This window comes from Bradyrhizobium tropiciagri (assembly GCF_001189845.1).
GTDB classification, from domain to species: domain Bacteria; phylum Pseudomonadota; class Alphaproteobacteria; order Rhizobiales; family Xanthobacteraceae; genus Bradyrhizobium; species Bradyrhizobium tropiciagri.
This window is the reverse complement of the sequence record NZ_LFLZ01000012.1, coordinates 17,061-30,421: the sequence shown is the minus strand read 5'-3', so window position 1 is coordinate 30,421 and position 13,361 is coordinate 17,061. Positions and strand designations below refer to the sequence as shown.

Genomic DNA, 13,361 nt, shown 5'->3' with positions numbered 1-13,361 from the left:
CGGTGAAATCAGGGCGAGAAGCGCGGGTCACGTAGGCAGTATCAGAGGTCAAAATGAAACGGGGCTTCGTTGTCCTTTGCCTGTGCATCGTGGCGATGGCCGGCTATTTCACGACGGACAGATGGGCGATCCGTCACACGACACTGACGTTCCACGATGTGCTGCGCGACGACCGCAACGTCACGGTCGAGGTGGCGGTTCGCCGCGACCGGCAAATGCAGGCGATGGCCGAGATGATCGAGCTGCCGGTGGCGATCCTGAGCCACGGCAACACCGTCAAGAACACCGAGTATTCGTTCCTCACCAACGTGTTCGCATCACGCGGCTACCTTGTGGTCAGCATTCAGCACGATCTCGACACCGATTCGCCGATGGTGACCAAGGTGGGCGAGGAATATGTCGGACGCCGCATGCAGTACAATCGCGGCGTCTTCAACATCATGTATGCGATCGACGAGCTCAAGAAGCTCTATCCGAACGCGAACTATCGCGCGCTGACGCTGATCGGTCATTCCAACGGCGGCGACATCTCGATGTTCTTCGCCAAGCAGCATCCCGACCTGGTCAAGAAGGTCGTGACGCTGGACAATCTGCGGGTCCCCTTCATCACCGACAGCAAGATCAAGATCCTCTCGTTCCGTTCCAGGGACCCGGTGTTCAAGGCCGATCCGGGCGTCGTGCCTGACGAGGAGACCTGCGCCAGGCTCGGCATCAAGGTGGTCAGAACCGTGTTCCACCACAACGACCTCAGCGATCGCGGCCCCGAGAGTGCGAAGTTGTCGATCCAGGCGGGCGTGGAGCAGTTCCTCGACGAGGACGCCGGCGAGAGCACGCCGGCCATGCCGCTGCTAGCCGCCTCGACACCCGCCTCCGCGGCGGCGGCGCCGCAGGAGAATACGGCGCCACCGGAGCAGAAGTAATCGCTGCGTTGAAGCAGGCTGGCGCCCGCCGGCACCGGTCTAGCTCCGCCGTGCGTTATGCACGCGCGCTGCGATAGGCCGTGGCAACGAGCCAGATGCCGGAAAGCAGGAAATAGAACGCGCCGAATCCCGCGTAGGGAGCGACGTCCAGAATCGTCGGCGCCACGGTGCCGAGCGATCGGCTGATCATGTAGCCGCCGGCGAGCGCCGACTGCGCGCCGCTCAGGATCATCGCCCATTGCGCGCCATAGTCACGCCAGCGCCTGGCGCCGGTGAACAATTGCAGCACACCCGACAGGATCGCCCAAACTCCGAATACCGCGAGAACGGCATAGCTGCTGTGGCCGACCGCCACGATCACGGCGAGCGCGGTTATCGCGCTGACTACGATATTCAAGGTCTGGGATGGATTGGCGATCAGCCCGCCGTTGACCCGGGCGTCAGCCAGATTGGCAACGCCGTCCCATGCCGGGTAGATCACGAGCAGAAACGCAGCGGGCCCGGCTTGCGCGCTGAACAGAACGGCGGCGGCAACCCAGGCGATCGAGAAGATCGCGCGCCCGAGATAATAGGATCGCAACCAGGCGGACTGGGTCGGAACGTGGCTTTGCATTGACAGACTCCTTGCTTACCTTCCTACTAGTAGGTAGTCAATGAAATCAAGTCAATCTGCGCCGGAAACGCCCCCTTGTGAGGTGAAAGTCTTGAAATATCTCGGCAATTTACCTACTGGAAGGTAGGCCTGACATGAATGTGATGATTTCGACTTCTGGAAAAATTCTCGATGTCGCGCAGTCCCTCATCGTTGCGGGGGGCTACAACGGCTTCAGCTATGCCGACATCTCGGATGCGATCGGCATCAGGAAGGCGAGCATCCACCATCACTTCCCGACCAAGGCCGAGCTGGTTTCGGCGCTGGTTGATCGCTACCGGCAGCAGACTGAGCAGGGCCTGAAGGCTCTTCAGGGCCAGTCGGCAAGCCCGGCCGACCAGCTGCAGTCTTACGTGGCCTTCTGGCAGACGTGCATTCGAGACGGGTCACTGCCCTTTTGCGTCTGTGCGATGCTTGCCGGCGAGATGCCGATGTTGCCGGAACAAGTCGCCTTACGCGTCCGCGCCCATTTCCATCATCTCGCGGCATGGCTCACCTCGGTGCTGCGGGCCGGCGCAGAACAGCGCCTGCTCCGGCTGGACAAGCGGCCGGAAGATGAGGCCCAGATGCTGATGGCATCGGTCCATGGAGCGATGCTCTCCGCGAGGGCGTTCGACGAACCCGCAGTGTTTGCCGCAATCGTCAAGCCGCAGATCGCGAAGCTGCTAGTGGTGGACGGCTAGATATCTAGATATATTGTCGGGCTGATCAGCCCTATTGCTCGCCGTCGCGCAGGCGCCGATAGACCGCCCCCAGCACGTTCGAATAGTCGTCGGTCCAGACCCGCTGCTTCTCGTTGGCATCGGTCTCGATCCAGACGTCTGATGACGCGAGCTTGCCGACATCGGCGTCCTCGCGGGCGGAGACCACGACCGAGGTCGAGAAGATGTACTCGTTGTCGCGGCCGGAATCCTCGCTGTAGACCCAGCTCTTCATGTCGTTGGCGTCGGCAATGCCGACCACGACGCTGGCAAGCTCGAGATGGCGGTTGGAGACGTGCATCACGACCGCGCCCTGCGGCGCCAGCTTCTCCTTGTAGATCGCCATCGCCTCCTCGGTCGCGAGATGGATCGGGATCGCGTCCGACGAATAGGCGTCGACGATGATGAGATCGTAGGCGCGTCCGGCTCCTTGGCGAAGGTCAGCCGCGCGTCGCCGATGACAGGCTTCAGGTTCGGCTCGCAGCTCTGGATGTAGGTGAAATATTTCGGATCGCGCGCGGTATCGACCATCGACTGGTCGATCTCGAAGAATCGCCAGTCCTCGCCGGGCGCTGAGGCGCAGGTCAGCGTCCCCGAGCCGAGCCCGATCACAGCCACTTTCAGCGGCGCGCCCTTGCGCGCGCGGATTGCGGTGATCGCCCGCCCGATGCCGCCGTCCTTGTAATAGTAGCTGATCGGCTCGGGCTTTCCGGTGACCGGCGTGCCGTCGTCGTTCTTGAACTTCTCGGCGCCATGGATCGTGGTGCCGTGCATCAGCACGTGATACTGCCCGTTCGCCGTCACCACGATCTTGTGCACGCCGAAGAAGCTGCGCACGGTTTCGACGCGGCCATCGTCCGACGGATAGGCGCGCAGCACCACCAGCGCGACGACGACGGTAGCGAAGATCTTCCAGCGATTGGCATTCAGTGCGAGCGCGAGCAGCGCCGAGAGCACGCCGACGGCGCCGATGATCCACACCCGATGGTCGTCGAACCAGTTGAAGATGTCGCCGGCCGAATAGCTCGGCGCGATCAGCGCGACCGCCAGCATCGCGAGGAACGGCCAGTACCAGGCGCTCCAGCGCGGCAGCCGCTCCGCGCCGCCGGGCGGACGGCACAGCGCCGCGAGCGCCAGCAGGATCGGATATTCGGCGATCCATGAGAAGGTGAACGGCGCGATCAGGCCCGCAAACAGGCCGCCGACCATGCCGCCGAACGACAGCGCGACGTAGAAGCCGGTGAGGTATTTCGCGGCGGGACGGGTGCGCGCGAGCTCGCCATGGCAGGCCATCGCGATGATGAAGAAGCAGAGCTGATGGCCGCCGAGCGTCAGCAGCAGGTTCTGCTCGCCGCCGAACGCGAGCAGGATCACGACGCCGGCAATCGCCAGCGGCTGCGCCAGCAGCATCCATTTGTGCGGCAGCAGCGGCCGCGACTGGAACACCAGCACCCAGGTCAACAGATACAGCGACAGCGGCAGCACCCACAGCAAGGGAGCGGCCGCGACGTCGGTCGAGATATGCGCCGTCACCGCGATCAGGAGACCCGACGGCACCGCGGCCAGGAAGATCCAGCGCGCCCGCAAGCCCCAGGGCGGCGCCGGCGCGTTGTCATCGTCGACCTGCATATTGAGTGCGGCGGCACTGGCCGGCGACCGCAGCAACAACACGCCACACCCCGCGATCAGAACGATCAACAGCCCATAGCCGCAGGTCCAGATCAGGTTCTGGGTGCGCAATGTGAACATCGGCTCGAGCAGCACCGGATAGGACAGCAGCGCCAGGAAGCTGCCGATGTTCGAGGACGCATAGAGGAAGTACGGGTCGGGCCCGCTGGGGTGGCCGGTGCGCACGAACCAGGCCTGCAGCAGCGGGTTGTTGGCGGCGAGCGCGAAGAACGGCAGGCCGATCGAGACCGCGAACAGGCCGAGCAGCCAGACCGCATAGCCCGAGGTCGGCGGCTCGCCCCAGCCGCTCCTGATCGTCAGCGGCAAGGTCAGCAGCGCGACGACGAGCAGCACCAGATGCACCGCGACCGGAACGACGCGGCTGCTCAGCTTCATCAACAGATGCGCATACGCATAGCCGCCGAGCAGCAGCGACTGGAAAAACACCATCGCCACCGACCACACCGCCGGCGAGCCGCCGAGCCGTGGCAGCACCATCTTGGTGAACAGCGGCTGCACCGAGAACAGCAACAGGGCGCTGACGAAGATCGCCGCGGTGTAGACAACCAGCACCAGCCGGTTTCGCGATGCGGACGGCTCAGACGTCATGAATACTCCCGGTCACGATCCGGCAGATCAACACCGGGCACATGCATTGCATTGAATCATAGCGCCAGGCAGCGGGCAACACGCCCACCGGGTTGCTTGAACCGTTCACGTCATCCTGATGTCGCCGGCCTCGTGTTCCGCTTCCGCGGCCGGTGCGGACGTTTCCATTTGTGGCCGGAACGGCGTTCGCCCCATCCATGGCTGCAGCTCGATGTGCTGCAACCAATCCTTGACCGAGGGAATCCAGCCGAGATCGTCCTTGACATGCTGCTCGCCGACCGTGCGCACCGGAATCTGCTTGCCGGCGCTGTTCGTCAGCGTCGCGCCGAAGATCGCCTCGCACAGGAAGATACCCTCGCTGTGATGGCGCAGCGCACGGTGACGCACGTCGGCAAGATGCGCCTTGCTCTCGTCGAACCAGTCGTGAATCGCGAGATAGTCCTCGGGCGTTCCGCCGAACAGGCGCGCGGAACGGACCGCATGATGATAGGGATGCGCCATCGCAGGCTACCTCGCGATCTCGATATTGCTCGTAACCGGGTCGGCCCTGGGATCGTCAACCACGCTCAACGCGTCGAGATCGACGACGAAGGCGCCGTACATGACGTACTCGCCGGTGCCGTAGCCGCGGCCAAGCAGCAGGGTCGCCCACTCCGTACACATCCAGTCGCGGACAAAGGACGCGATCTGGTCGCGTTCGCTGGTGCCGTCGATCCGGTTCATCACGCCCCTCGCAACCAGCCGGTCAAGAAATCGTTGTTCGGTCAGCCGCTGCGCGAGCGCATCAGCGTCGACACGTGTGCCATCATGAAGCGTCGCGCTGTCGAGCCACGAAAACCCCTCGTCGTTGCCGCCGTCATAGCGACAATAGAGCCGCTGCACGCCGAGTTCACGCAGGGCCGGTACGGACACCGCGATCAGCCGCTGGCGGGTGAACACCTCGCGGGCCGCCCACACCTCCGCGGCGGCTTTGACTGCCGGCGTCACCTGCGCGGTTGGCAGTCGCCGGCCCCACAAGCGATCCCAAAGGCTCGGCCGCGTGATCACCGGCGCGACCGGTCCGGGCACCAGCGGCTCGGGCGGAATGTCGAGTGTGAAATGGACCGGCTCCCGCGCTCCGCCGAATTCGGGCGGCGGCAGGTAAACGAACTGATTTGGGCGCGGCGGCGGTGGATCGGACTCGTCGTCGGGCCACTCGATTTCAGTTTGATCAAAAACAAACGGCATTTGCGCTCCACTGCTTGGCGGCGCCAAACGAACGAGGCGCTCTCCTCGTCCTGCTGGCGGCTCACGGCCCGCACAATCGCGGCCGAACTATCGTATCCGGATCGGTACGGATTTGTGACCTGCCGCGGCCGGCAGTGGTGAGATGCGGACATTCAGCCTATAGAAGCGCCATGTCCAATCATGAAGTTGATGCCGTCATCATCGGTGCGGGGCACAACGGCCTCACTTGTGCCGCCTATCTCGCGATGGCCGGATTGAAGGTCAGGATTGTCGAGCGCCGCAAGGTGGTCGGCGGTGCCGCCGTCACCGAAGAGTTTTGTCCGGGCTTCCGCAATTCGGTCGCCGCCTACACGGTGAGCCTGCTCAACCCGCAAATCATCGCAGACCTGAAACTTGCCGATCACGGCCTTCAGATCGTCGAGCGCCGCGCGCAGAACTTCCTCCCCGCGCCCGACGGCAGTTACCTTTTGACCGGCGAAGGCCGCACCCAGCAGTCGGTCGCAAAGCTCAGCCAGCAGGATGCGGCCACCATCGGCGAGTTCTCGAGGGAACTCGAAGCCATCGCCGACGTGCTGCGGCAATTCGTGCTGCGCGCGCCGCCGAACCTCGTCGAGGGGTTTGGCATCGGCGCAATCAGCGAGGCCTTCAACGCGCTCGGCACCGCCAACATCCTGCGGCGGCTGTCGCTCGAGCAGCAGCGCAACCTGCTCGACCTGTTCACGCGCTCGGCCGGCGAGATGCTCGACGAGCGTTTCGAGAACGATCTCGTCAAGGCGCTGTTCGGCTTCGACGCCATCGTCGGCAACTATGCGAGCCCCTACGCGGCCGGCTCGGCCTATGTGATGCTGCATCATGCGTTCGGCGAGGTGAACGGCAAGAAGGGTGTCTGGGGCCACGCGATCGGCGGCATGGGCGCGATCACCCAGGCGATGGCAAGTGCCGCGCGCAGCCATGGCGTCGAGATCGAAACCGATGCACCCGTCCGCGAGGTGATCGTCGAGAAGGATCGCGCCACTGGCATCATCCTCGACAATGGCGAGACGGTCCGCGCCAAATATGTCGTCTCCAATGTCAACCCGAAGCTGCTCTACACGCGCCTGGTGCCGGCGGGCGCATTGGCGGGCGAATTCCGCACGCGCATCTCGCGCTGGCAGAACGGGTCCGGCACCTTCAGGATGAACGTGGCGCTGAGCGCCCTGCCCTCGTTCACCGCACTGCCCGGCCCCGGCGATCACCTCACCGCAGGCATCATCATCGCGCCAAGCCTCGGCTACATGGATCGCGCCTGGCACGATGCGCGCGACTTCGGCTGGAGCCGCGCGCCCGTCGTCGAGGTGCTGATCCCCTCGACGCTCGACGATAGCCTGAGCCCGCCGGGCCAGCATGTTGCGAGCCTGTTCTGCCAGCACGTCGCGCCGCAACTGCCCGGCGGCAAATCGTGGGACGACCATCGCGACGAGGTCGCCGACCTGATGATCGCAACCGTTGACGGCTATGCGCCCGGCTTCGCGGGCTCCGTGATCGGCCGCCAGATCCTGTCCCCGCTCGATCTCGAACGGCAGTTCGGCCTGCTCGGCGGCGACATCTTTCACGGCGCGCTGACGCTGAACCAGCTGTTCTCCGCGCGCCCCATGCTCGGCCATGCCGACTACCGCGGACCGCTCCGCGGTCTCTACCATTGCGGTTCCGGCGCCCATCCCGGCGGCGGGGTCACCGGTGCGCCCGGTCACAACGCCGCGCGGGCCGTCCTGGCCGACCATCGCGCGCTGTTCGCCTGACGCGGACCGCGGCACCAGGGCCAGGGCGCAGCAAGCTGTGGACAGGTCTGTTGAGAAACTGTGGGTCGACCGTGGTCAGACCTGGTATCCCGTCATGGGAAAGGCCGGTGAACATCCCGGTGGACTGCCTGTGGAACAGAGCCCGACAACCCCGGGGACAACGCGCTTGATCGCTGGTGGACAAGGTGCGCGGAACCCTGTGGACAGCCGGTCAAAAAGAAAACACCGGGCGTCATTGCCCGGTGCTTGCTCGAGAACGCAGTCGGCGAAATTACTTGAGGGAACCGGCGATCGTGCTGAACGTCCCGCTCAGATTCGTGCCGACGCCGTTCACCGCAGCGATGATGGCGATGGCGATGCCGGTCGCGATCAGTCCGTATTCGATGGCGGTCGCGCCGGATTCATCCTGAATAAACCTAACGAAAAATACCTTCATTGCAGCCCTGCCCTTGGTTGTGATGCCTTGGAACGAAAGGGAAATCCCGAGTTCCGCCTCCGTACTAGTACGGCGACATCTAAGGTTGTCTGAATCGGGAACCTATCAATTCTCGCGAAATTCGATTGAATCCGGGTTGAATTTTTAACAAAAACCGCGCTAACGGCCTCCGATGACCCCACCCACACACCGCGCCAGCGTCACCCTCACAGACGAAACGACCGCAAAACGCGTGGTCGACGCGCTTTCCGAGCTGTTCTTCGAGGATCAGGCGGCTTTTGCGGCCTTCGAGCGGCCGGACGGCCGCTGGGACGTCACCGTCCATTTTGCCGCGCCGCCCGATCAGACCTTGCTGCGCGAGCTGGTCGGCCACGTGGTGCGGCAGGATATCGCATCGACTTTGGTATTTGACACCATCGAGGCCAAGGATTGGGTCAAAGCGAGCCTGGAGGACCTGGTCCCAGTCGCGGCCGGCCGCTTTGTCGTCCACGGCCAGCATGATCGGCACAGGATCCCCCCGAATAAGCTCGGGATCGAGATCGAGGCGGCGCTCGCCTTCGGCACCGGCCATCACGGCACCACGCGCGGCTGCCTCTTGCTGCTCGACCACGTCCTGAAGGCCTATCAGCCCCGCCGTGTGCTCGATCTCGGCACCGGGACCGGCGTGCTCGGGATTGCCGCCGCCAAGGCGCTGCATGGCAAGGTGCTGGCCAGCGACATCGACCCGCCCTCGGTGCGGGTGGCCGAGGAGAACGCCTGGCTGAACGGCGCAGGGCATCTGGTGGACGTGATCCGTGCCACAGGCTTTGCCGCGCCGCGCTTTGCCGCGGACGGGCCGTTCGATCTGGTGCTCGCCAACATCCTCGCCAATCCGCTGCGCCAGCTGGCGGGACCGATGGTACGACACCTCGCGTCGTCAGCGCAGGTCATTCTCTCGGGCCTGCTGACCCACCAGGCGCCGGCGGTGATCGCCGCCTATCGCGCGCGCGGGCTGGTGCCGCTGCGGCATCTGAAGATCGAGGGCTGGAGCACCTGCTGCTGCGCTCGGTCAGGTGACGTGACCGCGACCGGCAGACAGTGCGGCGACTGCACGCTCTGCTGCAAGGTGATGGCGATCGAGGAACTGGCGAAGCCGGCCAGCGCATGGTGTCCGCATTGCGCGCCCGGGCGCGGCTGCCGGATCTATCCGGACCGGCCCGCGGAATGCCGCTCGTTCAGCTGCGTCTGGCTGGTCAACGAGCTGCTGGAAGAGCACTGGAAGCCCTCGCGGTCGAAGCTTGTGCTCACCACGTCCGAAGACGGTCTCGAGGTCCGCTGCGATCCGGGCTTCCCCGACGCCTGGCGCCGGGAGCCGTTTCGGAGCGAGCTCAGGGAATGGGCGATATCCGGCGAGACGCTCGACATGACCGTCGTCGTCATCGTCGGCCAGCGCATGACGCTGCTGACGCCGGAGCGCGAATTCGACCTCGGTATCGTCGGCCCCGCTGAGCGGATCGTGCGCGAACTCGACGGCACACGGGTCGTCAACGCGACCGTGACGAAGGCCTCCGACCTCGAACAGTAAGTGCGATCTGCGGGCTGGTTATTCGGGCGCTGCGGAATTGCGGCCGGCCGTCTCGACCTTGTCCTGAGCGGCTGCACGCCTGGCACGCGCCTCGACAAAGCGATCGAGCATCTGGACGATGACGCCACGCGGCTTCTGCTCGACCGGCGCGATCGGGCCGGGGGGCACCGGCGGCGAGATCTTCTCAAACGTGAATGCAGGCATCGTGCATCTCCTCACCGTTGAGTTGAGACACTCCTGGACACTCCCCGTACGCTTGACCGACGACGTGCAGTGGACATCGTCCGGTCAGTTCTACTATGCCATGTTTCAAGCAGAAGTTATGCCAAAAATATGGTCAGCTTGACTGCGCTTGCGCGAGGATCATGCTCGACCCGAAGAGAGTGCGAAGGCGATGTTCGAAGCCCATTTCCAGACGTTCGAAGAGCCCGAAGGCGGCGTCGCGCTGGCCGCGCGCTTAAGCGCGCTGCGCGAGGAACTGGCGCGGCGCAAGCTGACGGGATTTGTGGTTCCGCGCGCCGACCAGCAGCAGAATGAATATGTTGCCGCATCCGAGGAGCGGCTTGCCTGGCTGACCGGCTTCACCGGATCGGCCGGGCTCGCGATCGTGCTGGGCCGGGAAGCTGCCCTGTTCGTCGACGGGCGCTACACGCTGCAGGCCGCCAAGCAGGTCGACGCCAAGGCCTGGCAGGTCGAGCCGCTGGTCGAGCCGCCGCCGGAGCACTGGCTGACCCGGCACCTGGCAGCCGGCGACCGCCTAGGATTTGACCCCTGGCTGCACACTTCTGCGGCAGCCGAACGGCTGGCGGCGGCCTGCGCCAAGGCCGGTGCCGAGCTGGTCGCGTCGACGGCAACCCGGTCGATGCGATCTGGCACGAACGGCCGGCACCGCCGGTCGGCCCGGTCACGATCCACGGCACGCAATTCTCTGGCGAGATCGAGGCGGAGAAGCTGAAGCGGATCCGGCTCGAGATCAACAAGCTCGGCGTCGATGCGCTGGTGCTGTCGGACAGCCACGCGGTGGCCTGGACCTTCAACATCCGCGGCGCCGACGTCTCGCACACGCCGCTGCCGCTGTCCTACGCGCTGGTGCCGAAGGACGGCCGGCCGCTGGTGTTCATCGATCACCGCAAGCTGTCCAACTCTGCGCGGGACCATCTCGAGCAATCCGCCGATGTCGAGGAACCGGCAGCGCTGGCCGCGAAGCTCACCGAGCTCGCCAGGCGCGGCGCCTCGATTGCGCTGGACAGCGCGACCGCGGCCGACGCCCTCAGCCGCCTGATCGCGGGCGCCGGCGGCAAGCCGGTGCGCGGCAGCGATCCGGTCAGCCTGCTGAAGGCGGTCAAGAACCTCACCGAGATCGAGGGCACCCGCACGGCGCATCAGCGCGACGCGGTGGCGCTGACCCGCTTCCTCGCCTGGATCGACCGCGAGGCACCCTCCGGCCACCTCACCGAGATCGACACCGTCGAGGCGCTGGAGACGTTCCGCCGCCAGACCGGCGCACTGAAAGACGTCTCGTTCCCGACCATCGCCGGCACCGGGCCGAACGGCGCCATCGTGCATTATCGCGTGACGCGCAAGAGCAACCGCCGCATCGCCCCCGGCGATCTGCTGCTGATCGATTCCGGCGCGCAGTATGAAGACGGCACCACCGACGTCACCCGCACCATCGCGATCGGCAAGCCGACCGACGAGATGCGCGACCGCTTCACCCGCGTGCTGCGCGGCCATATCGCGATCGCCCGCGCGATCTTCCCCGACGGCACCACCGGCGCGCAGCTCGACAGCTTCGCGCGGCAATATCTCTGGCAGGCCGGGATCGATTTCGAGCACGGCACCGGCCACGGCGTCGGCAGCTATCTCAGCGTCCATGAAGGGCCGGCGCGCATTTCCAAGCTCGGCACCACGCCGCTGAAGCGCGGCATGATCCTGTCCAACGAGCCCGGCTACTACAAGACCGACGCTACGGCATAAGGATCGAGAATCTCGAGCTCGTGATCGGCACCGACATCGCCGGCGCCGAGAAGCCGGTCAACGCCTTCGAGACGCTGACCTTGGCGCCGATCGATCGCCGCCTGATCGAGGTGAGCATGCTGAGCGCGGACGAGCTGAGCTGGCTCAACGACTACCATGCCCGTGTCGCGCGCACGGTGCGCCCGCATCTCGACGACAATGCCACCAAGCTGTGGCTCGACGAGGCCACGGCGCCGCTGAAGTAGCGGCGTCCGCCCGTTTATCCGCGGTCGTCATCCTCACACTCGGTGTCATCCCCCGCGAAAGCGGGGGATCCAGTACGCCGCGGCCCATCGGCTCAACAACGACGGCCTCTGGAATACTGGGTCCCCCGCTTTCGCGGAGGACGACAGCGGAATGTATGGGGACATCGCCTGCCTTATTGCGCGGGACGAAACATCACCGCGGCGTCTCCCGAAATCGCATGGGCGTATGCCGAAACACCCGTATTCCGCGCGAACGGGCGCGCTACAGTCTTTGCATAATGCTGGATCGGACCTGAATGCACGGCGTGATGGGCAAGCCGCCCGGCGCGGCTAAAGACAACATCGCGACATCGAAGGTCATGCTGCTGATGCTCGTCGTGATGACGGGCGTCGCGCCGATCTCGCTCTATATGCTGGTTCCGGCGCTGCCGGTGCTGGCGACCGATTTCGGCCGCGACATTTCCATAGCACAGATGACCGTGTCGCTCTACATGGTCGGCATCGCGCTGTCGCAGCTGATCATGGGACCGCTGTCCGACAAGTTCGGCCGCCGCCCGGTGCTGCTTTCGGGCCTCGGCCTGATGGTGGTGGCCGGCATCGGATCGGTGTTTGCCGAAACCCTGCCGCAACTGATCGCGGCGCGCTTCTTCCAGGCGCTCGGCGGCGCCAGCGGCATGGTGATCAGCCGCGCCATCATCCGCGATCTCTATCCGCGCGAGCGGGTCGGTGCCATGATCAGCCTCGTCGTCGCCGCGCTGATGATCGCGCAGATGGTGAGCCCGCTGACCGGCGGTCTCTTGGAGACCACGTTCGGCTGGCGTGCGATCCTCTATCTCATCACCGCGGCGTCGCTGGTCACCACGATCTTCATCGCGCTGGCGCTGCCCGAAACCCGGCGCGACCGCACCGACAGCTCCAGCTTCCGCGGCGACCTCGGCAAGCTGATCCGCAGCCGCGCCTTCGTCGGTTATCTGTTGTGCCAGGTGCTGGCCTCGCAGATCATCTTCGCCTTCGCCGGCGGCGGCCCCTACATCGTGGTGACCCAGATGGGCCGCAGCAGCGCCGAATATGGCGCGTGGTTCGCGATGACGGGGTTCGGCTACTTCATCGGCAATCTCCTGTGCGTGCGCTTCGCGCCGCGGCACTCCCTGGAGAAGCTGATCTGGTTCGGCCTCGCGCTGCAGCTCGGCGGCAGCCTGTTGAACCTGATCTGGAGCTTTGCCGGGCTGAATCAGGCCCCGCTCTGGCTGTTCGGCACCCAGATGATCGTGATGGTCGCCAATGCCTTCGTGATGGCCAATTCGGCCGCCGGCGCCATCAGCATCCGCCCCGAAGCCGCCGGCACCGCCTCGGGCGCGATGGGCTTCCTGCAACAGGGCATCGGCTCGCTGATCTCGCAATTCGGCGCCTATCTCGGCGGCCATTCGACCACGACATTGCCGCTGACATCGGCAATCTTTGCGATCTCGATCGCCTGCGCCTGCACCATGATCTTCGTCGTGCCGCGCCGCAACGTGGTGGTCAGCGAGGAACTTATCGCGCAGGCCGAGGAGGATGAGCAGGGGATGATGTGAGGCGCGCGCT

At 65.1% G+C, this 13,361-nt stretch carries 9 protein-coding genes and 3 pseudogenes; 6 read left to right on the top strand and 6 right to left on the bottom strand.

Annotated elements, in window-relative coordinates; translation table 11 throughout:
* The first annotated feature begins 53 nt into the window (after window positions 1–53).
* Entirely contained in the window at window positions 54–920 is an 867-nt protein-coding gene (locus AKN84_RS12480) for an alpha/beta hydrolase (RefSeq protein WP_244485058.1), read from the top strand.
* Between the two features lie 55 nt (window positions 921–975).
* Here AKN84_RS12480 and AKN84_RS12475 read toward each other — a convergent pair whose 3' ends face one another.
* The gene (locus tag AKN84_RS12475; protein WP_050421011.1) at window positions 976–1,533 is read right to left on the bottom strand and encodes a DUF308 domain-containing protein; all 558 of its coding nucleotides are present in this window, start codon (window positions 1,531–1,533) and stop codon (window positions 976–978) included.
* Between the two features lie 134 nt (window positions 1,534–1,667).
* Between AKN84_RS12475 and AKN84_RS12470 the strand changes: the two genes are divergently transcribed.
* Entirely contained in the window at window positions 1,668–2,255 is a 588-nt protein-coding gene (locus AKN84_RS12470) for a TetR/AcrR family transcriptional regulator (protein WP_050421010.1), read from the top strand.
* Window positions 2,256–2,286: 31 nt separating this feature from the next.
* Here AKN84_RS12470 and AKN84_RS12465 read toward each other — a convergent pair.
* The 3 genes and pseudogenes from AKN84_RS12465 to AKN84_RS12455 form a co-directional block, all read right to left on the bottom strand.
* Window positions 2,287–4,550 (bottom strand): annotated as a pseudogene (locus AKN84_RS12465) (spermidine synthase).
* A gap of 105 nt (window positions 4,551–4,655) precedes the next feature.
* On the bottom strand, window positions 4,656–5,051 hold the full coding sequence (locus AKN84_RS12460; RefSeq protein ID WP_050421009.1) for a DUF6915 family protein: 396 nt from the start codon (window positions 5,049–5,051) through the stop codon (window positions 4,656–4,658).
* Window positions 5,052–5,057: 6 nt separating this feature from the next.
* Window positions 5,058–5,804, bottom strand: a complete 747-nt coding sequence (locus tag AKN84_RS12455) for a hypothetical protein (RefSeq protein WP_128970708.1) — start codon at window positions 5,802–5,804, stop codon at window positions 5,058–5,060.
* Between the two features lie 143 nt (window positions 5,805–5,947).
* On the opposite strand from AKN84_RS12455, the gene AKN84_RS12450 reads away from it, so the two are divergent.
* Entirely contained in the window at window positions 5,948–7,555 is a 1,608-nt protein-coding gene (locus AKN84_RS12450) for a phytoene desaturase family protein (protein ID WP_050421007.1), read from the top strand.
* Between the two features lie 271 nt (window positions 7,556–7,826).
* On the opposite strand, the gene AKN84_RS12445 is transcribed toward AKN84_RS12450, so the two are convergent.
* Entirely contained in the window at window positions 7,827–7,991 is a 165-nt protein-coding gene (locus AKN84_RS12445; protein WP_050421006.1) for a Flp family type IVb pilin, read from the bottom strand.
* Window positions 7,992–8,163: 172 nt separating this feature from the next.
* Here AKN84_RS12445 and AKN84_RS12440 point away from each other — a divergent pair.
* Window positions 8,164–9,045: pseudogene (locus AKN84_RS12440) on the top strand (50S ribosomal protein L11 methyltransferase); the annotation flags it as partial.
* A 528-nt stretch (window positions 9,046–9,573) separates the two neighbouring features.
* On the opposite strand, the gene AKN84_RS12435 reads toward AKN84_RS12440, so the two are convergent.
* Window positions 9,574–9,759, bottom strand: coding sequence for a hypothetical protein (locus AKN84_RS12435; RefSeq protein WP_050421005.1), 186 nt, complete (start codon window positions 9,757–9,759; stop codon window positions 9,574–9,576).
* Between the two features lie 190 nt (window positions 9,760–9,949).
* Between AKN84_RS12435 and AKN84_RS12430 the strand changes: the two are divergent.
* Window positions 9,950–11,777 (top strand): annotated as a pseudogene (locus AKN84_RS12430) (aminopeptidase P family protein).
* A 296-nt stretch (window positions 11,778–12,073) separates the two neighbouring features.
* Window positions 12,074–13,351: a multidrug effflux MFS transporter gene (locus AKN84_RS12425; protein ID WP_050421004.1), complete on the top strand. Its 1,278-nt coding sequence runs from the start codon at window positions 12,074–12,076 to the stop codon at window positions 13,349–13,351.
* The last annotated feature ends 10 nt before the right edge of the window (window positions 13,352–13,361 follow it).

Bases quoted from the DNA above. Each gene is read 5' to 3' on its own strand.
- AKN84_RS12480 (WP_244485058.1), top strand. From the start codon at position 54: ATGAAACGGGGCTTCGTTGTCCTTTGCCTGTGCATCGTGGCGATGGCC.
- AKN84_RS12460 (WP_050421009.1), bottom strand. From the start codon at position 5,051: ATGGCGCATCCCTATCATCATGCGGTCCGTTCCGCGCGCCTGTTCGGC.
- AKN84_RS12470 (WP_050421010.1), top strand. From the start codon at position 1,668: ATGAATGTGATGATTTCGACTTCTGGAAAAATTCTCGATGTCGCGCAG.
- AKN84_RS12435 (WP_050421005.1), bottom strand. From the start codon at position 9,759: ATGCCTGCATTCACGTTTGAGAAGATCTCGCCGCCGGTGCCCCCCGGC.
- AKN84_RS12450 (WP_050421007.1), top strand. From the start codon at position 5,948: ATGTCCAATCATGAAGTTGATGCCGTCATCATCGGTGCGGGGCACAAC.
- AKN84_RS12445 (WP_050421006.1), bottom strand. From the start codon at position 7,991: ATGAAGGTATTTTTCGTTAGGTTTATTCAGGATGAATCCGGCGCGACC.
- AKN84_RS12425 (WP_050421004.1), top strand. From the start codon at position 12,074: ATGCACGGCGTGATGGGCAAGCCGCCCGGCGCGGCTAAAGACAACATC.
- AKN84_RS12475 (WP_050421011.1), bottom strand. From the start codon at position 1,533: ATGCAAAGCCACGTTCCGACCCAGTCCGCCTGGTTGCGATCCTATTAT.